The sequence below is a fragment of the Phenylobacterium sp. genome, from assembly GCF_046291545.1.
Taxonomy (GTDB): domain Bacteria; phylum Pseudomonadota; class Alphaproteobacteria; order Caulobacterales; family Caulobacteraceae; genus Phenylobacterium.
The window spans coordinates 252,055-269,580 of record NZ_JBKBSM010000004.1 but is presented as its reverse complement, the minus strand read 5'-3'; the positions used below and the strand labels follow the sequence as shown (position 1 = coordinate 269,580).

The 17,526-nt window shown below is 69.8% G+C and carries 19 protein-coding genes; 13 read left to right on the top strand and 6 right to left on the bottom strand.

Going from position 1 to position 17,526, the window contains the following annotated elements; genetic code table 11:
• Nucleotides 1-5 precede the first annotated feature (5 nt).
• Both ACK4YQ_RS12430 and prfB read left to right on the top strand, forming a co-directional pair.
• Nucleotides 6-2,384, top strand: a complete 2,379-nt coding sequence (locus tag ACK4YQ_RS12430; protein ID WP_409611723.1) for a penicillin-binding protein 1A — start codon at nucleotides 6-8, stop codon at nucleotides 2,382-2,384.
• Between the two features lie 59 nt (nucleotides 2,385-2,443).
• Nucleotides 2,444-3,557, top strand: a protein-coding gene (prfB, locus tag ACK4YQ_RS12425; protein WP_409611722.1) for a peptide chain release factor 2 whose coding sequence is annotated in 2 segments (ribosomal slippage) — nucleotides 2,444-2,512 and nucleotides 2,514-3,557 — 1,113 coding nt in all. Because the reading frame shifts where the segments join, the coding sequence is not laid out codon by codon here.
• 25 nt (nucleotides 3,558-3,582) lie between these two features.
• Here the strand turns inward: prfB and ACK4YQ_RS12420 are convergent.
• Nucleotides 3,583-4,056, bottom strand: a complete 474-nt coding sequence (locus ACK4YQ_RS12420; protein WP_409611721.1) for a polymer-forming cytoskeletal protein — start codon at nucleotides 4,054-4,056, stop codon at nucleotides 3,583-3,585.
• Entirely contained in the window at nucleotides 4,037-5,200 is a 1,164-nt protein-coding gene (locus ACK4YQ_RS12415; RefSeq protein WP_409611756.1) for a M23 family metallopeptidase, read from the bottom strand. Before ACK4YQ_RS12415 ends, ACK4YQ_RS12420 begins: the two co-directional genes overlap by 20 nt.
• A 126-nt stretch (nucleotides 5,201-5,326) precedes the next feature.
• On the opposite strand from ACK4YQ_RS12415, the gene ACK4YQ_RS12410 reads away from it, so the two are divergent.
• Nucleotides 5,327-5,485 carry a hypothetical protein gene (locus ACK4YQ_RS12410; protein WP_409611720.1) on the top strand — a complete coding sequence of 53 codons (159 nt, stop codon included), beginning with the start codon at nucleotides 5,327-5,329 and terminating at the stop codon, nucleotides 5,483-5,485.
• Here ACK4YQ_RS12410 and ACK4YQ_RS12405 read toward each other — a convergent pair.
• Both ACK4YQ_RS12405 and tyrS read right to left on the bottom strand, forming a co-directional pair.
• Nucleotides 5,464-5,928, bottom strand: coding sequence for a peroxiredoxin (locus ACK4YQ_RS12405; RefSeq protein WP_409611719.1), 465 nt, complete (start codon nucleotides 5,926-5,928; stop codon nucleotides 5,464-5,466). The genes ACK4YQ_RS12410 and ACK4YQ_RS12405 overlap by 22 nt on opposite strands.
• A 71-nt stretch (nucleotides 5,929-5,999) precedes the next feature.
• Nucleotides 6,000-7,325, bottom strand: a complete 1,326-nt coding sequence (gene tyrS / locus ACK4YQ_RS12400) for a tyrosine--tRNA ligase (RefSeq protein ID WP_409611718.1) — start codon at nucleotides 7,323-7,325, stop codon at nucleotides 6,000-6,002.
• Between the two features lie 177 nt (nucleotides 7,326-7,502).
• On the opposite strand from tyrS, the gene ACK4YQ_RS12395 reads away from it, so the two are divergent.
• Entirely contained in the window at nucleotides 7,503-8,618 is a 1,116-nt protein-coding gene (locus ACK4YQ_RS12395) for an anhydro-N-acetylmuramic acid kinase (protein WP_409611717.1), read from the top strand.
• On the opposite strand, the gene ACK4YQ_RS12390 is transcribed toward ACK4YQ_RS12395, so the two are convergent.
• Entirely contained in the window at nucleotides 8,615-9,262 is a 648-nt protein-coding gene (locus ACK4YQ_RS12390; RefSeq protein WP_409611716.1) for an alpha/beta hydrolase, read from the bottom strand. The two genes, ACK4YQ_RS12395 and ACK4YQ_RS12390, sit on opposite strands and share 4 nt — an antisense overlap.
• Before the next feature lie 160 nt (nucleotides 9,263-9,422).
• Here ACK4YQ_RS12390 and ACK4YQ_RS12385 point away from each other — a divergent pair, with 160 nt between their 5' ends.
• The 9 genes from ACK4YQ_RS12385 to ACK4YQ_RS12345 are packed head-to-tail and all read left to right on the top strand — an operon-like array spanning nucleotide 9,423 to nucleotide 16,669.
• A complete protein-coding gene (locus tag ACK4YQ_RS12385) occupies nucleotides 9,423-9,863 on the top strand; it encodes an Rrf2 family transcriptional regulator (RefSeq protein WP_409611715.1) in 441 nt (146 codons plus the stop codon).
• A complete protein-coding gene (locus ACK4YQ_RS12380; RefSeq protein ID WP_409611714.1) occupies nucleotides 9,860-11,002 on the top strand; it encodes a cysteine desulfurase family protein in 1,143 nt (380 codons plus the stop codon). Before ACK4YQ_RS12385 ends, ACK4YQ_RS12380 begins: the two co-directional genes overlap by 4 nt.
• An 11-nt stretch (nucleotides 11,003-11,013) precedes the next feature.
• A complete protein-coding gene (gene sufB / locus ACK4YQ_RS12375) occupies nucleotides 11,014-12,483 on the top strand; it encodes a Fe-S cluster assembly protein SufB (RefSeq protein WP_409611713.1) in 1,470 nt (489 codons plus the stop codon).
• A gap of 32 nt (nucleotides 12,484-12,515) precedes the next feature.
• Complete coding sequence (locus ACK4YQ_RS12370) at nucleotides 12,516-12,896, top strand: hypothetical protein (RefSeq protein WP_409611712.1); 381 nt, start codon at nucleotides 12,516-12,518, stop codon at nucleotides 12,894-12,896.
• Nucleotides 12,897-13,643: a Fe-S cluster assembly ATPase SufC gene (gene sufC, locus ACK4YQ_RS12365; protein WP_409611711.1), complete on the top strand. Its 747-nt coding sequence runs from the start codon at nucleotides 12,897-12,899 to the stop codon at nucleotides 13,641-13,643.
• Complete coding sequence (sufD, locus tag ACK4YQ_RS12360; RefSeq protein ID WP_409611710.1) at nucleotides 13,640-14,692, top strand: Fe-S cluster assembly protein SufD; 1,053 nt, start codon at nucleotides 13,640-13,642, stop codon at nucleotides 14,690-14,692. Before sufC ends, sufD begins: the two co-directional genes overlap by 4 nt.
• Nucleotides 14,682-15,899, top strand: a complete 1,218-nt coding sequence (locus ACK4YQ_RS12355) for a cysteine desulfurase (protein ID WP_409611709.1) — start codon at nucleotides 14,682-14,684, stop codon at nucleotides 15,897-15,899. The genes sufD and ACK4YQ_RS12355 overlap by 11 nt, the downstream gene beginning before the upstream one ends.
• Before the next feature lie 5 nt (nucleotides 15,900-15,904).
• Entirely contained in the window at nucleotides 15,905-16,267 is a 363-nt protein-coding gene (locus ACK4YQ_RS12350; protein WP_409611708.1) for an SUF system Fe-S cluster assembly protein, read from the top strand.
• Nucleotides 16,268-16,270: 3 nt separating this feature from the next.
• Complete coding sequence (locus ACK4YQ_RS12345; RefSeq protein WP_409611707.1) at nucleotides 16,271-16,669, top strand: HesB/IscA family protein; 399 nt, start codon at nucleotides 16,271-16,273, stop codon at nucleotides 16,667-16,669.
• A 19-nt stretch (nucleotides 16,670-16,688) separates the two neighbouring features.
• Here the strand turns inward: ACK4YQ_RS12345 and ACK4YQ_RS12340 are convergent, their stop codons facing one another.
• Entirely contained in the window at nucleotides 16,689-17,495 is an 807-nt protein-coding gene (locus ACK4YQ_RS12340) for an enoyl-CoA hydratase/isomerase (protein WP_409611706.1), read from the bottom strand.
• Nucleotides 17,496-17,526: the final 31 nt, after the last annotated feature.

The window sequence follows — 17,526 nt, the reverse complement described above, 5'->3', positions numbered from 1 at the left end:
CAGTCTTGAAACCCCCCGAACGATGGGTCGCGATCCTCGGCGTGGCCGCGCTGAGCGCCATCGCCGTGGCCGGATTCGCCGTGGCCATCTACGCCGCCTGGCTATTCCACGACATGCCGGACGCGGGCGACCTGGTGGACTATCGCCCGCCGACCGCCACCCGCGCCTACGCCTGGGACGGCACCCTGATCGGCGAGTTCTCCCGCGAGCGGCGCATCTACGTGCCCTATGACGCCATGCCGCCGCAGTTGGTGCAGGCGTTCATGGCGGCCGAGGACCGCAACTTCTTCCATCACGGCGGCGTCGACCCGATGGGCCTTGGCCGGGCGATGATCAAGAACGTGATGAATGCGGCGCGGGGCCGGCGCCTGGAGGGCGGTTCGACCATCACCCAGCAGGTGGCCAAGAACGTCCTTCTGACCAGCGACGCGACCATCGGGCGCAAGCTGAAGGAAGCCATTCTCGCCCAGCGGCTGGAGCAGACGCTCGACAAGCCGCAGATCCTGGAACTGTACCTGAACGAGATCTGGCTCGGGTACCGCTCCTATGGGGTCGGGGCGGCGGCCTACAACTATTTCGGCAAGTCGATCTCGGACCTGACCCTCGCCGAAAGCGCCTACCTGGCCTCGCTTCCCAAGGGGCCGGACAACTACCACCCGATCCGCCGCAAGGCCGCCGCCATCGCCCGCCGCAACTGGGTGCTCGACCAGATGGCCGACATCGGCTGGGTGAGCCGCGCCGACGCCGAGGCGGCCAAGCGCGAGGACCTGAAGGTCCAGCAGGCGCCGACCAGGGCCAAGTACCGAGACGCCGACTATTTCGTCGAGGAAGTCCGCCGCCGCGGCCTGGCGACGCTGGGCCAGCGCCTGAACGAGGGCGGCTACTACATGCGCACCACCCTGGACCCGCGGCTGCAGACGGCCGCGCGGGTGGCGCTGATGCGCGGCCTGGAGCGCTACGACCGCCGCCACGGCTGGCGTGGCGCCTGGGGGCGGGTGAACATCGCCCCGGGCTGGGAAGAGGTCGCCAAGCAGAACTCGCCGCCGTCCGAGCGGCGCGGCTGGCGCGCGGCGGTGGTCACCGAGGCGCAGGGGCCGGTGCGGGTGCAACTGGCCGACAGCGGCGAGACCGGCACGATCGTCAGCGCGGACGTGGCCTGGGCGCGCGCCGGCCGCGGCCTGTCGGTGGGCGACCTGATCTTCGTCGAGCCGGACGGCAAGGGCGCCTACAACCTGCGCCAGGTGCCGATCGTCAACGGGGCGCTGGTGGCGATCGAGCCGCATTCGGGCCGGGTGCTGGCGATGGTGGGCGGCTATTCCTTCTCGCTGTCCAGCTTCAACCGCGCGACCCAGGCGATGCGTCAGCCCGGCTCCGCCTTCAAGCCGATCGTCTACGCCACGGCGCTGGAGAACGGCTACACGCCGGCCAGCGTGGTGATGGACTCGCCGATCTCCCTGCCCGGGGCCAAGCCCGGCGAGGTGTGGACGCCGGAGAACTACAATCGCAAGTTCTATGGCGCGCTGACGCTGCGCCGGGGGCTGGAGCTGTCGCGCAACACCATGACGGTCCGCCTGGCGCGGGCGGTGGGCATGCGCAAGATCCGCGACATGGCGATCAAGCTCGGGGTGACCGACGACATGGCGCCGGTCCTGTCGATGTCGCTGGGGGCGGGGGAGACGACTCCCTTCCGGCTGACGGCCGCCTACGCTTCCTTCGTCAACGGCGGACGCCGCATCGAGCCGCACCTCATCGAACTGGTCGAGGACCGCGAAGGCGAGGTGATCTTCCGCGCCGACCGCCGCGACTGCCCCCGCTGCGACGCCGGCTTCTCGGGCGAGGAGAGCCCGCGGATCCCGCCGGGCGGCGAGCAGGTGATGGATCCGATCACCGCCTATCAGATCACCTCGATGCTGCAGGGCGTCGTCCAGCGGGGCACGGCGGCGTCGGCCAGCGTGCTGGGCCGGCCGGTGGGCGGCAAGACCGGCACCACCAACGAGTACCGCAGCGCCTGGTTCGTCGGCTTCTCGCCGCAGATCGTGGCCGGCATCTTCGTCGGCTTCGACGACAACCGGAAGCTCGGCGAGGGCGAGACGGGAACCACCGCCGCGGTCCCGATCTTCATCGACTTCATGCAGGAAGCCACCAAGGGCCTGCCGAAGACCGAGTTCAAGGCGCCGAAGAACGCGAAGTTCGCCACGGTCCGCGGCATCCGCGAGGCCTTCCGGCCGGGAACCGAGCCGCGGGAGGTGGCGCCCGTCCTGGCGCCGGCCGGGCCGCAGCCCTACACCGAGGTCTGGCCCGACGGGCAGGTCACCGGAGCGCCGTCCGGCGCGGCCGCGGTCCAGCCCAAGAAGCAGACCGACGAGATGAGCGGATTGTATTGACCGGCGCGGCGCGCTATCTGGCGCCCCCCTGGGTCGCCCAGGAAGTCTGAGGAGTATTCATGAGACCGGATGTCGAGGCCGCCAAGGCCGACATCGAGCAGTCGATCGCGCTGCTCAGGAGGCGTCTTTGACTGGGAACCTGCCCTTCGCCGCCTAGACGAACTGAATGCGCGGGTCGAGGACCCGACGCTTTGGGACGACGCCGCCGCCGCCCAGGCGCTCATGCGCGAGCGGCAGCGCCTGGCTAGCCAGGTCGAGGCGGTGCAGTCGCTCGAGCGCGACCTCGCCGACGCCCTCGGCTACGCCGAACTTGCCGATGAAGAGGGCGACGAGGCCTCGCTCGACGAGGCTCGCGAGCAGCTCAAGGGGCTGAAGGAGCGCGCCGCCCGCGCCGAGCTCGAAGCCCTGCTGTCCGGCGAAGCCGACGGCAACGACGCGTTCGTCGAAATCAACTCCGGCGCCGGCGGCACCGAGTCCAACGACTGGGCCGGCATGCTGCTGCGCATGTACACGCGCTGGGCCAATGCGCACGGCATGAGCGTGGAGTTCCTGGAAGAGACGCCCGGGGAACAGGCCGGGATCAAGTCGGTCACCCTGCAGGTGAAGGGGCCCAACGCCTACGGCTGGCTGAAGACCGAAGCCGGCGTGCATCGCCTGGTGCGCATCTCGCCATTCGACGCCGCGGCCAAGCGGCATACGAGCTTCGCCTCGGTCTGGGTCTATCCGGTGGTGGACGACGCCATCGAGATCGAGATCAACCCTGCGGACGTGCGCACGGACACCTATCGCGCCTCCGGCGCGGGCGGCCAGCACATCAACAAGACCGATTCGGCGGTGCGCCTGACGCACATCCCCACCGGCGTGGTGGTCGCCTGCCAGGCCGGCCGCTCGCAGCACCAGAACCGCGACGAGGCCTGGAAGATGCTGCGCGCGCGGCTCTACGAGCTGGAACTGCAGAAGCGCGAGGCCGCTCAGCAGGCGCTGGAAGACCAGAAGACCGACATCGGCTGGGGCCACCAGATCCGATCCTACGTGCTGCAGCCGTACCAGATGGTGAAGGACCTGCGCACCAACGTGGAGACCTCCGACACGCAGGGCGTTCTGGACGGCGATCTCGATGCGTTCATGGGCGCCTCGCTCGCCCAGCGCGTGGGCGCGACCCGCGAGGGCTGAGCGGGCCGGCCGGCCGGCGGGCGGGTCAGCCCGCGGGCTGCACCTGCTTGACGGGTTCGGCGATGGCCAGCAGCGTCTCGGCCGGCGCCGCCGGGCCGGGCGAGGCCGCCGGGCGTTGGAACTTCAGGCTGCGGCCCTGGAAGAAGGCGCCGTTCTCGATCGACAGCTGCTCGTGGGTGACGTCGCCGTCGACGTAGGCGGTGCCGTAGAGGCGCACCTGCTTGGCGCTGATGGTCCCGATCACCCGGCCCCGGATCTCCACCGTCTCGGCGACGATCGCGCCTTCCACGTGGCCGGTGTCGCCTATGGTCAGCTTGTTCACGCGCACGTCGCCGCGGACGACGCCGTCCAGGTGCAGTTCGCCGTCGCCGGCGATGGTCCCCTCAAGCGTCATGTGCTCGGCGACGAGGGAGGCGACCTTGGGGGTCTTGCGGGCCGGATCGGCAGGGACGGGCAGGGCCTCGCCCTTGTCCGCGCCCTTAGCTGCTTTGCTGAACATACTCGCCGGCCCTCACGAAACGGTCGGGATTCTGGGCGCGACCGTTGACCCAGATCTCGTAATGCAAATGAACGCCGGTCGAACGTCCGGTGGAGCCCATGGCGCCGACCCGCTGGCCCACGGCCACACGCTGGCCGGGACGCACGGCGATCGACTGCAGGTGGGCGTAGCGGGTCTTCATTCCCCGGCCATGGTCGATCTCGACCGTGTTGCCGTAGCCGGAGCGCACCCCGGTGAAGGATACGACCCCGGGGCCCGTGGACAGGACCGGGGTCATGAAGCCGCCGGAGAAGTCCAGGCCCGAGTGGAAGGCCGGACGGTGGGTGAAGGGATCGAAGCGCACGCCGAAGCCGCTGGACTTGGCGCCGGCGGCCGTCGGCTTGGCGAACGGCAGGCTTTCGGCGGCCTCAGCCATGGCTTTGGCTTCCGACAGGCTCAGAGCCGCGTGCTGAATCCGCTCGGCGAAGCTCTCGTTCACGTCGAGCACGGCGGCGAGAGCCCGGGGGTCCTTGGCCTCGATGAGCGGGCCGCCCAGGGCGCCGCCGCGCGGCATGTAGGTCTGCGGCGACAGGCCGGCCAGGCGGAACGCCAGCCGCAGCCGGTCGGCCCGGCTCTTGGCGTAGGAATCGGCGGCGGCGATCAGGCGCTCCTGGCTGGCGCGCACATTCTCGACGCGGCGCACGGGATCGGCGCCCTCCGTCGCGGCGACCGCCTTGTTGAGGGCCGGCGCCAAGGCCTTGGCGGCCCCCGGGTCATCCTTGAAGTCGGTGAGCAACAGGGCCAGGGCCGCGTGGCGCTTCTCGACGCTGGCGGCGAGTTCGTCGATGCCGCCGTTGGTCGCGTTCAGCTGCGCCACGGCGCTGTTCAGCCGCGCCTGGCGGTCGGCGATCCAACGCTCGTACTTGGCCTGGGTCCGGGCGACTTCCTGGTCGCCCTTGGAGAGCGACATCACGTTGACCAGCATTGAGGCGGTGCTGACGCCCATCCACAGGGCTGCGCCCGCGACGCAGGCCGCTATGGCCATCTGCCGGCTGGTGCTGAGCACAAAGGCGCGCATTTCGCCGCCAGATCGAACGTAGAGGTGCCGCTCCGGGAAGAGGTCCTCAAGCGAACGACGTAGGCGCGCAAAGCGTGTCATGCGTATCGCTTCCCAACTGCACAACGGGTGCAGCGATATGCAATGACTTTTTTCAAACAGGCAAGGGCCTTAAACGCCGCACTCAGGCGCAAGGCTCGTTTGCACAGTGTTCGCGCGATTGATTAACGCGACATGAACGTCGCGGCCAGCCGCGTGAACGTCTCCCCGAAGGACGATCCTGAAATCCTTCAGGGCAGCGTCATTTCTACAACAATCGGCGCAGGTTCGAGTTCCTGGCGGATGCTTGCCATTCGCCCGCTCGGTGAAAATTACAACTCGCGGGCAGCCTGAAGCACCTGTTCTACGTGTCCCGGCACCTTCACCTTCCGCCAGATGCGGCGAATACGGCCCTGCGAATCGATCAGGAAGGTGGAGCGGTCGATTCCCATGTACTTCCGTCCGTACAGGGTCTTTTCCACCCAGGCGCCGTAGCGCTCGATCACCGTGCCTTCGGGGTCGGATCCGAGCTGAATCCGCAGGTCGTACTTCTCGGAGAATTTTTTGTGACGGGCGAGGGAATCCTTGGAGACGCCCACCACCGCCACGCCGGCCCTTTGGAAATCGTCCACGGCCGCCGAGAAATCCTGCGCCTCGCGGGTGCAGCCGGCGGTGTCGTCCTTGGGGTAAAAGTAGAGGACCAGCGGCCTGCCGGAAAAATCCGACAGCCGGATGGGCCCGCCTTCGCCCGCCATCTCGAAATCGGGCGCCGCAGCGCCTTCCGCCAGTTCGCTCATGCTTGGCTCCCACCAGATCGAAGGGGAGTTAGGCGCGCCCGCCGCCGGGGGCAAGCGGGCGCGCCAAGGCTTCAGACCGGCTTGACCAGCACCAGCTTCTTCTTGCCCGCGGCGAGCTTGATCACGCCGTCGCGCAGGTCGGCCGAGGTGATCGTCCGATTGGCGTCGGACTCCTGCGCGTCGTTGACGCGAAGGCCACCGCCCTGGGCGAGGCGGCGCGCCTCGGACCGCGAGGCGGCGAGCCCCGCGTCCGCCACGAGGGCGGCAAGGGTGAGGCCGGCCTCCAGGTCGGCGGCCGGCACCTCGTGGGTCGGCAGGTCGGCCGACAGCCGGCCTTCCTCGAACGCCGCATGCGCCGCCTCGGCCGCCGCGTGGGCCGCCTCGGCGCCGTGCAGCAGGGTCGTGGCGGCGTTCGCCAGCACCTTCTTGGCCTCGTTGATCTGCGCGCCCTCCAGGGCCTCGTAGCCGGCGATCTCCTCCAGCGGCATGTCGGTGAACAGGCGCATGAAGCGGCCGACGTCGGCGTCCTCGGTGTTCCGCCAGAACTGCCAGTAGTCGTAAGGGCTGCGCATGTCCGCGTTCAGCCACACGGCCCCGCCCACGGTCTTGCCCATCTTCTGGCCGGAGGCGGTGGAGAGCAGCGGCGTGGTGAGGCCGAAGGCCGGCTTGTGGTCGACGCGGCGGATGAGCTCCACGCCGTTGACGATATTGCCCCACTGGTCCGAGCCGCCCATCTGCAGCACGCAGCCGAACTTGCGTTCCAGTTCAAGGAAATCGACCGACTGCATGAGCATGTAGTTGAACTCGAGGAAGGTCATCGGCTGCTCGCGCTCGAGCCGCGTCTTGACGCTGTCGAAGGCCAGCATGCGGTTGACCGTGAAGTGGACCCCGTACTCGCGCAGGAACTCGACATAGCCGAAGCGGTCGAGCCAGTCGGCGTTGTTGACCATCACCGCGTCGGAGGGGCCGTCGCCGAACGTCAGGAAGCGGGCGAAGGTGGCCTTGATCGAGTCGATGTTGGCCTGGATCTGCGCCTCGGTCAGCAGCGGGCGCTGGCCCTCCTTGTCGGTGGGGTCGCCCACCTTGGTGGTGCCGCCGCCCATCAGAACGATGGGCTTGTGGCCGGCCTGCTGCAGGCGCCGCAGCATCATGATCTGGATCAGGTGGCCCACGTGCAGGCTGGCCGCGGTCGCGTCGAACCCGATGTAGGCGGTGATGATCCCGCCGGCGCAGGCTTCGTCGAGTTCGGCCGGGTGGGTGATCTGATGGATGTAGCCGCGGGCCTGCATGGTGCGCAGGAACTCGGATCGGAAGGGCTGTTCAGCGGACATGGGACGGGGCTCCGGCGGCGACGGGGCGGCCTCTAGCATGCGGCTGGGCGGATTATCGAGGGGCATGTGACGGTCTCCGGAAAAAGGGGCCGGGACCAGATTCACGGGAACGGCGCCGACCGGGGGGTGGCGCAAAGGATCGAGCCGCGCCTGCTCTAGGGCAGGCGGTAATAGCGGGCGGCGAGGGCGCGGGGCTCGATCATGCCGCTAGCTACATAGGCGGGGCCGTGGCAGTCAAGGCGAATGCGTGTTCTCGGATTCATGACCGGCACCTCCCTCGACGCCGTGGACATGGCGGTGCTCGACACCGATGGCGAAGTCATCCAGGGCTTCGGCCCGGCCGGCGAGCGCAAGCTCAGCGAGAGCGTGCGCGAGCTGATGCTTGAGGCCACCGAGGCGGCCCTGAACTGGCGGCGGGGAGAGCCGCGGCCGGACATCTTCGACCGCGCCGCCCTGGCGGGCGCAGAAGAGCACTTCGCCGCCGGCGAGGCCTTCCTGAAGGCGCACGACCTGGCCTGGAGCGACTTCGACCTGATCGGCATGCATGGCCAGACGGTGCTGCACGAGCGTCCGCAGGAGGGGCGGGTCGGCCGCACGGTGCAGCTGGCCGACGCCCAGTGGCTGGCGGACGCCGTCACGGTCCCGGTGGCCTACGACTTTCGCACGGCCGACGTGGCCGCCGGCGGGGAGGGCGCGCCGCTGGCGCCGGCGTACCATGTGGCCCGGGCGCAGGCCTCGGACATGGCGCCGCCGTTGGCGGTGCTGAACGTGGGAGGCGTGGCCAACGTCACGTTCTGGTTCGGAGGCGAGGACTTCGCCGCCTTCGACACCGGCCCCGGCAACGGCATGATCGACCTGCTGATGCAGGGGCGCGGCGCCGGCCGCTTCGACGACATGGGCCGCTACGCCAGCGTGGGCCTGGTGGACGAAGCGGTGCTGCACGCCCTTCTGGCGCATCCCTACTTCGAGGCGCCGCCGCCCAAGTCCCTGGACCGCTATGACTTCTCGCTGGAGCCGCTGGAGCCGCTGAAGCTGGAGGACGCCGCCGCCACCCTGGTGGCCTTCACCGCCGAGGGCGTGCGGCGCGGCTTCGACCTGGTCGGCGCGCATCCGCGCGAGGTGATCGTCTGCGGCGGCGGACGGCGCAATCCGGAGATCATGAAAGCCCTGGCCGCGCGGCTGTCCATGCCGGTGCGCTCGGCCGAGGAGGTCGGCTGGCGCGGCGATTCCATCGAGGCCGAGGCCTTCGCCTACCTTGCGGCGCGCACCGCCAGGGGGCTGCCGATCTCCTATCCCAGGACGACCGGCGTGGCCGCCCCGATGAGCGGCGGGCGCATCGCCCGCCCGGCCGAAGCCTAGAGTTCGGCGGCCAGGCGCTTGTCGAGATAGGCGCCGACCCGCCGTTCCACTTCCGGCAGATGCTCGGTCCAGAAGTGGTTGGCGCCCTCGACCAGCTCGTGGTCGATGACGATGCCCTTCTGGGTGCGCAGCTTGGAGACCACGCGGTCGACCTCCACCGGCGGCACCACCGTGTCGGCGGCGCCGTGCAGGATCAGGCCCGAGGCCGGGCAGGGGGCCAGGAAGCTGAAATCGTACATGTTGGTGGGCGGCGAGACCGAGATGAAGCCGTCGGTCTCCGGCCGGCGCATGAGCAGCTGCATGCCGATCCAGGCGCCGAAGTCGTAGCCGGCCACCCAGCACTGCGCCGCGGTGGGATTGGTCGCCTGCAGCCAGTCGAGCGCCGTCGCCGCGTCGGCCAGTTCGCCCACGCCGGCGTCGAACTCGCCCTGGCTGCGGCCGACGCCGCGGAAATTGAACCGCAGCACCGAGAAGCCGCGCTTCATGAACAGGTGGAACAGCTGAACCGCCACCGGATTGTTCATCTGGCCGCCGGCCTTGGGATGGGGGTGCAGGATCAGCGCAATGGGCGCCGTCTCGCTCTTGCCCTGCGAGTATCGACCTTCGATCCGCCCGGCGGCGCCGGTCAGAACCACTTCTGGCATGCCAACCTCTCTTGGAGCGCGCAGAATACTTGACTAGCGCGCTTGGTCTTCCTAAGTCGCGACCATCCGGTCGTTTCGGTCCAGAGCCCCGCGCGCGAAGCGGCGGCTTGTAGCACAAGCGAAACCGGATGCGCGGGAAAACTGCAACCGGGTTCGCCAGATGCGCCTCAGCACAAAAGGACGCTACGCCGTAATGGCCATGGCCGACCTCGCGCGGCGCGAGAGCGAACGCGCGGTGTCGCTGGCCGAGATCGCCGTGCGCCAGGAGATCTCCCTGTCCTATCTGGAGCAGCTGTTCGCCCGGCTGCGCCGCAAGGGCCTCGTGCAGAGTTCGCGCGGGCCCGGCGGCGGCTATCGGCTGGCCCGGGCCGCCGAAGAGACCAACATCGCCGACATCGTCCTGGCCGTGGACGAGCCGCTGCGGGCCACCCGCTGCGGCGGGCAGGGCAGCCGCAAGGGCTGCATGATGAAGGGCGAGCGCTGCCTGACCCACGACCTTTGGGAACAGATGGGCCGGCGCATCCACGACTATCTGCAATCGGTGACCCTGGCCGACGTGGTGTCCGGCCGCCTGGCCGCCGACCGGCAGGAGGCCGCATGAGCGCGGTCTACCTCGACTACAACGCCACCGCTCCCGTCCGGCCGCAGGCGGCCGCGGCGGTTGCGCGCGCGCTGCAGGTCGGGGGCAACCCCTCGTCCGTTCACGCCGCCGGCCGCGCCGCGCGGGCGATCATCGAGGAGGCGCGCGGCGAGGTCGCCGCCCTGATCGGGGCGCCGGCGTCCACCGTGGTGTTCACCAGCGGCGGCACCGAGGCCAACGCCCTGGCCATTGAAAGCGCGGTCGCGGCCGGCGCGCGGCGCCTGATCGTCAGCGCCGTGGAGCACGACAGCGTGCTGGAAGGGGCCCGCGCCTCGGGCGCTGAGGTCGAGGTCCTGCCGGTCGACGCCCAGGGCGTGGCGGATCTGGCCTGGCTGGAGGCGCGGCTGGCGCGCTGGGACGAGACGGACGGCAAGCCGTTCGTCGCCCTGATGGCCGCCAACAACGAAACCGGCGTGATCCAGCCGGTCGCGGCCGCGGCCGCCCTGGTGCGCGGGGCTGGCGGCTGGCTGCACGTCGACGCCGTCCAGGCGGCCGGCAAAATCGAGATCGACAGCCGCGGGATGGGCGCCGACACGCTCAGCGTCTCGGCCCACAAGCTGGGCGGCCCTCAAGGGGTGGGCGCGCTCACCTTCGGCCCCCGCGCGACCCTGTCGCGGCGCCTGCACGGCGGCGGCCAGGAGCGCGGCCGGCGGGCCGGCACCGAGAACACCCCGGGTGTCGCCGGCTTCGGCGCAGCGGCGCGGGCCGCCCGCGAGGGATTGGCCGCCCTTCAGGCCCAGGCCGGCTGGCGCGACGCCGCCGAGGCGCGCCTTCGCGCGGCCGGCGCGGTGGTCATGGGCGCGGACGCGCCCCGGCTCTGCAACACGCTGTGCGTGGCCTCGCCGGGACACGCCTCCGAACTGCAGGTGATGGCCCTGGACCTGGCCGGGGTGATGGTCAGCGCCGGATCGGCCTGCTCGTCCGGCAAGGTCAAGCCGAGCCACGTCCTTGGGGCGATGGGCCAGGGCGAACTCGCCGGCTGCGCGATCCGCGTCAGCGGCGGCTGGGCGAGCGCCGAAGATGACTGGAACCGGTTCGTGGAGGCCTGGAGCCAGGTCCACGACCGCTATGCCGCGCGCCGTCGCGCGCCGGCCGCTTGAGGTAGTAGCGCATGGCCGCCGTCAAACAGACCGTCGAACACGTCGAGGCGCTGGAGAAGTACAAGCACGGCTTCGTCACCGCCATCGACCAGGAGTTCGCGCCCAAGGGGCTGAACGCCGACATCGTGCGCTTCATCTCGGCCAAGAAGAACGAGCCGGAATGGATGCTGGCCTGGCGGCTGGAGGCCTTCGAGCGCTGGCTGGCGATGGACGAGCCGGCCTGGGCCAAGGTGGCGTTCCCCAAGATCGACTACCAGGACGCCTACTACTACGCCGCGCCCAAGGAGAAGACCGGGCCCAAGAGCCTGGACGAGGTCGATCCCGAGCTCCTGGAGACCTACGCCAAGCTGGGCATCCCGCTGAAGGAGCAGGAGGTCCTGGCCGGCGTCGTGGGCGCGCCGCGCTACGCCGTGGACGCCGTCTTCGACTCGGTCTCGGTGGTCACCACCTTCAAGAAGGAGCTGGCCGCGGCCGGCGTCATCTTCTGCCCGATCAGCGAGGCGATCCGCGAGCATCCCGAGCTGGTGAAGAAGTACCTGGGCTCGGTCGTGCCGGTGTCGGACAACTACTTCGCCTGCCTGAACAGCGCGGTCTTCTCCGACGGCAGCTTCGTCTACGTGCCGCCGGGCGTGCGCTGCCCGATGGAGCTGTCGACCTATTTCCGCATCAATGCGGCCGAGAGCGGCCAGTTCGAGCGCACCCTGATCATCGCCGACAAGGGGGCGTACGTCTCCTATCTCGAAGGCTGCACCGCGCCGATGCGCGACGAGATCCAGCTGCACGCGGCGGTGGTCGAGCTGGTCGCCCTGGACGATGCTGAGATCAAGTACTCCACCGTCCAGAACTGGTATCCGGGCGATGCGGAGACCGGCAAAGGCGGCATCTACAACTTCGTGACCAAGCGGGCGGACTGCCGGGGCGACCGCTCCAAGGTGTCGTGGACCCAGGTGGAGACCGGTTCGGCGATCACCTGGAAGTATCCCTCGTGCGTGCTGCGGGGCGACGACAGCGTCGGCGAGTTCTACTCGATCGCCATCACCAACGGCCGGCAGCAGGCCGACACCGGCACCAAGATGATCCACCTGGGCCGCAACACCCGCTCGCGGATCATCTCCAAGGGGATTTCCGCCGGACGCTCGTCCAACACCTACCGCGGCCTGGTCTCGGCCCACCCCAAGGCCAAGGGCGCGCGCAACTTCACCCAGTGCGACAGCCTGCTGATCGGCAAGACGTGCGCGGCCCACACGGTCCCCTACATCGAGGCGCGCAACGGCCAGGCGGTGTTCGAGCACGAGGCCACCACCACGCGGCTGTCCGAGGACCAGCTCTTCTACGTGATGCAGCGGGGCCTGTCGCAGGAGGAGGCGGTGCAGCTGCTGGTCAATGGTTTCGTCAAGGACGTGCTCCAGGAATTGCCTATGGAGTTCGCCGTCGAGGCGCAGAAGCTCGTCGCCATTTCCCTGGAGGGCTCCGTCGGATGAGCCATGACGCCGCCACTACGAGGATGAAGCCGATGTCCCTGAGGCAGGCCTTCGAAGCCGAACACGCGCGCCGGGAGGCCGAGCGCCGCGCCCGCGAAGACGCCGAGCGCCAGCAGCAGGAAGCAGACCTGGCCCGCGCGCAGGAACTCTACGACCTGCTGGCCGCGGACCAGGCGTTCCTGGGCGAGAAAGGCGTCAGCCTGCAGATGTCGGCGACGCGCTTCACGGTGATGCTCGATCACCCGGACTATCGGATCCAGGCCTATTTCGAGGGGGGCGGCATAGAGGTGCGCTCGGCCGACAAGCGCAGCGCCTCGACCCCCACCGCCGCGCCGCGCAAGCATCAGAGCGTCGACACCGTCGCCGACGCCGTGCTCGTGATCGCCCAGTTCCTCGCCGACGAGACCCGCTGAATGCTGAAGATCGAAAACCTGCACGTCTCGGTGGGCGACAAGCCGATCCTCAAGGGGCTGTCCCTGGAGGTGCCGGCCGGCGAGGTGCATGCGATCATGGGGCCCAACGGGGCGGGCAAGTCGACCCTGTCCTACGTGCTGACCGGCCGCGAAGGCTATGAGGTCTCCGAGGGCGCGGCCACGCTGATGGGCGAGGACCTGCTGGCGCTGGAGCCCAACGAGCGGGCCGCGCGCGGGCTGTTCCTGTCGTTCCAGTATCCGCTGGAGATTCCGGGGGTTCCGGCCCTGACCTTCATCCGCACGGCGCTGAACGCCCAACGCAAGGCGCGAGGCGAGCCGGAGGTCACCGCGCCGGAGTTCCTGAAGCTCGCCCGCGAGAAGGCCGCGGCGCTGAAGATCGACTTCGACATGCTCAAGCGCGCGCTGAACGTCGGCTTCTCGGGCGGCGAGAAAAAGCGCATGGAAATCTTTCAGATGGCGATGCTTTCGCCGAAGTTCCTCATCCTGGACGAGACCGACTCCGGCCTGGACATCGACGCGCTGCGCATCGTCTCCGACGGGGTCAACGCCCTGCGCTCGCCGGAGCGCGGCATGCTGGTGATCACCCACTACCAGCGCCTCCTGGACTACATCAAACCGGACCGCGTGCACGTGATGACGGCGGGCCGGATCGTCGCCTCCGGCGGGCCCGAACTGGCCCATGAGCTGGAGCGCGAAGGCTACGACAAGTACGCGAGGGCGGCTTGAGCCTGGCGGCCGCCCTTCGCGAGCGCGACGTCGCGCGCCTGCCGAGCCGGCGCGACGAGGACTGGCGCTGGACGGACCTGAGGGGGCTCATCCGCACCCTGCCGCCCCCGGCGCCGGCCTTCGACGGCGACATCGGCGCAGGGCCGTTCGGCGGCCTTGGCGAAGCCGAATTCGCCTTGGTGAACGGCGTCGCGCGGGGCGATGCGAACCTGCTGATCCTGCCCGCCGGCGCCGTGCGGACGGTGCGGCTGCGCCTGGTGGCGGCCACGGCCGAGACCGCGCAGGCGGCTGGGGTGAAGGTGCGGGTGGGGCAGGGCGCGCGGCTCACCCTGCTCGAGAGCCACGAGGGGCTGGCCGAGGGCTATGTCTACGACGTGGGGCTGGATGTCGAGATCGCCGAGGGCGGGGTGCTGGAGCGCCTCGTCATCGCCGACGACGCCGCAGAGGCCGTCCGCGTGGTCACCGCCACGGTGGTGCTGGCGGCCGGCGGCGTCTTCAGCCAGACCTGCCTGACGGGCGGAGCGCGCCGCCAGCGTCTGGAAACCCGCGTAACTCATCCGGGCGCCGGGGCCCGCGCCCGAATGGACGGGGTCTATCTGCTGGCGGGCCAGCGCCATGCCGACCTGACCAGCGCGGTGGTCCACGCCGGCGTCGGCGGAACCACCGACCAGTTGACCAAGGGCGTGGTCGCCGACCAGGCTCGGGGCGTCTTCCAGGGCCGGATCGTGGTCGCTGAAGGGGCGGACCAGACCGATGCGCGCATGGGCCATCACGCCCTGATCCTCTCGGATCGCGCCGAGGTGGACGCCAAACCGGAGCTGGAGATCTACGCCGACGACGTCGCCTGCGCCCACGGGAACACCGTCGGGGCCCTGGACGAGGAAGCCCTGTTCTACGCCCGCCAGCGCGGCATCCCCGAGCCCGAGGCCCGGGCCATGCTGACCCAGGCCTTCATCGGCGAAGTGGTCGACCGGATCACCGACGGGGCCGTCCGGGAGGCGGCGCGCGCCTGGGCGGCCGAGCGGCTCGGAGGCGTGCATGGCCTTTGACGTCGAAGCGATCCGCGCCGAGTTCCCGATCCTGAAGCGCCAGATCAACGGCAAGCCGCTGGTCTATCTGGACAGCGCGGCCAGCGCCCAGAAGCCGCGGGCGGTGATCGAGGCCATGACCCGGGCGATGGAGCATTCCTACGCCAACGTCCACCGCGGCCTGCACACCCTGGCCAACGAGACGACCGAAGCCTACGAGCAGGCGCGGGCGAGCGTGGCGCGTTTCATCAACGCGTCGACCGAGGAGATCGTCTTCACCAAGGGCGGCACCGAGGCGATCAACCTGGTCGCCGCCGGCCTGGGGCTTTCGACCCTGAAGGCGGGGGATGAGGTGGTGCTCTCGGAGATGGAGCACCATGCCAACATCGTGCCCTGGCACTTCCTGCGCGAGCGCCTGGGCGTGGTCCTGAAATTCATCCCGGTGACCGATGACGGCCGCCTGGACCTGGCCGCGTTCCACGACCTTCTCGGCCCGCGCACGCGCGTCGTCGCCGTCACGCACATGTCCAACGTGCTGGGCACGATCAATCCGGTCGCCGAGATCATCGCCGCGGCCCGGGCGGCCGGGGCGCTGAGCCTGATCGACGGCTGCCAGGGCGTGGTGCACACGCCGGTCGACGTGAAGGCGCTGGACGCCGACTTCTACGTCTTTTCCGCGCACAAGCTCTACGGGCCGACCGGGGTGGGCGTGCTCTACGGCAAGGCCGAGCGGCTGGCCGCCCTGCCGCCCTACCAGGGCGGGGGCGAGATGATCGCCCAGGTGAGCCTCGAGACGGTGACCTACGCCGACCCGCCGCACCGGTTCGAGGCCGGCACGCCGCCGATCCTGGAGGCGATCGGACTGGGGGCGGCGATCGACTGGCTGTCGGGTCTGGACCGGGACGCGATCGCCGCGCACGAGGCCCAGCTCTACGCCCGGGTGCGCGCGGGGCTGTCGGGCGCCAACTGGCTGAAGGTGATCGGCGAAGCGCCGGGGAAGGGGGCCGTGATGGCCTTCACCGTCGATGGCGCCCACGCCCATGACGTGGCGCAGATCCTGGACCGCTACGGCGTGGCCGTGCGCGCGGGGACCCACTGCGCCGAGCCCCTGCTGCGGCGTTTCGGCGTGACGTCGAGCGCCCGCGCATCCTTCGCCCTATATAATACGGACGCGGAGGCCGACGCCTTCGTGGACGCGCTCAACCGAACCCAGGCCTTTTTTGCGTAGACGCCATGGATGACGCCGCCCACATCGAGACGAACGCTCCCGCCGCCCTGTCGCAGGCGGAGCTCGATCAGATCACCGATCAGCTCATCGACAAGCTGAAGACGGTGTTCGATCCCGAGATCCCCGTCGACATCTACGAGCTTGGCCTGATCTACAAGGTCGACGTTTCCGACGACAAGGACGTGGCGATCGCCATGACCCTGACCGCGCCGGGGTGCCCCGTGGCCGGCGAAATGCCCGGCTGGGTTCAGGACGCTGTCATGGAGATCCCCGGAATCAAATCCTGCACGGTCGAGCTCGTCTTCGATCCCCCCTGGGATCCCTCGCGCATGAGCGACGAGGCCAAGCTGCAACTGAACATGTTCTGAGCCATGTCCGACCTTCACGCCGTCCCCCAACCCCGCGCCCGCCGCCCCCGGCCCAAGGTGGTCACCCTGACCGAGCGCGCCGCCGAGCGCGTGCGCGAGATCATGGACAAGGCCGAGAAGCCCTACGCCGGCCTGCGTGTCGGGGTGAAGAACGGCGGCTGCGCCGGCCAGGAATACGTCCTGGAGTACGCGGAGACCGCCGACCCGCTGGACGAAGTGGTCGAGGACAAGGGCGTCCGGATCCTGATCGAGCCCAAGGCCGTCCTGTTCCTGCTGGGAACCGAGATCGATTACGAGACCACGCGCCTGGCGGCCAAGTTCGTCTTCAGGAACCCGAACGAGACCGACGCCTGCGGCTGCGGCGAGAGCGTCACCATCCAGCCGGCGAAGCTGGACAGCTGACCCGCGCCCCGGGGCGGGGCTAGCGGCCCTTGAAGGCCGCCGGCCGCTTCTCCAGGAAGGCCATCACCCCTTCGCGGGAATCTTCGGTCCGGCCGGCGTCGCGCTGGCCCATGCGTTCGGCCCAGAGCTGCTCGGCCCAGTCCGCGTCCAGGCTGTCCCAGACGAGCTTGCGGGTGGCGGCCAGGGACTTCGGGCCGGTGGCCAGCGCCTTGGCGATCTCCATGGCGGCGCCCATCAGCTCTGCGTCGGGCACGCAGCGGTTGATCAGCCCCCAGTCCAGCGCCGTCGCGGCCGGCACCTTGTCGCCCAGCAGCATCATCTCCATGGCCCTGGCCTTGCCGATCAAGCGCGGCAGCAGATAGGTCGAGCCGCCGTCCGGCACCAGGCCGATGCGGCGGAAGGCCTGCAGGAAATAGGCGCTCTCGGCGGCGACGATGATGTCGCCCATCAGCGCGAGGGAGCAGCCCACGCCGGCGGCGACGCCGTTGACCGCGGTCACGACCGGCACCGGATATTCGCGCAGCATGGAGACGAACGGGTTGTAGACCGTCGCAAGGGCCGAGCCGGAATCCGGCCCGCCCGGGGTGGGCGCGCTGGAGCCGCCGGGGGCGGCGCGGCCCGACAGGTTGGCCCCCGAGCAGAAGCCGCGGCCTTCGCCCGTCAGCACCAGGGCCCGGACCCCGCTGTCGGGCACGGCGTAGACGGCGCAGGCATGGGCGAGCTCGTCCATCAGGTCGAGGCCCGCCGCGTTCAGGGTCGCCGGGTCCGACAGGGTGATCACACCAATGCCGTCGGCGACGTGCGTCTTGATCTTCTGATAGCTCAAGGCGTCCTCCCGTTCAGATCGCTTGGCGCGA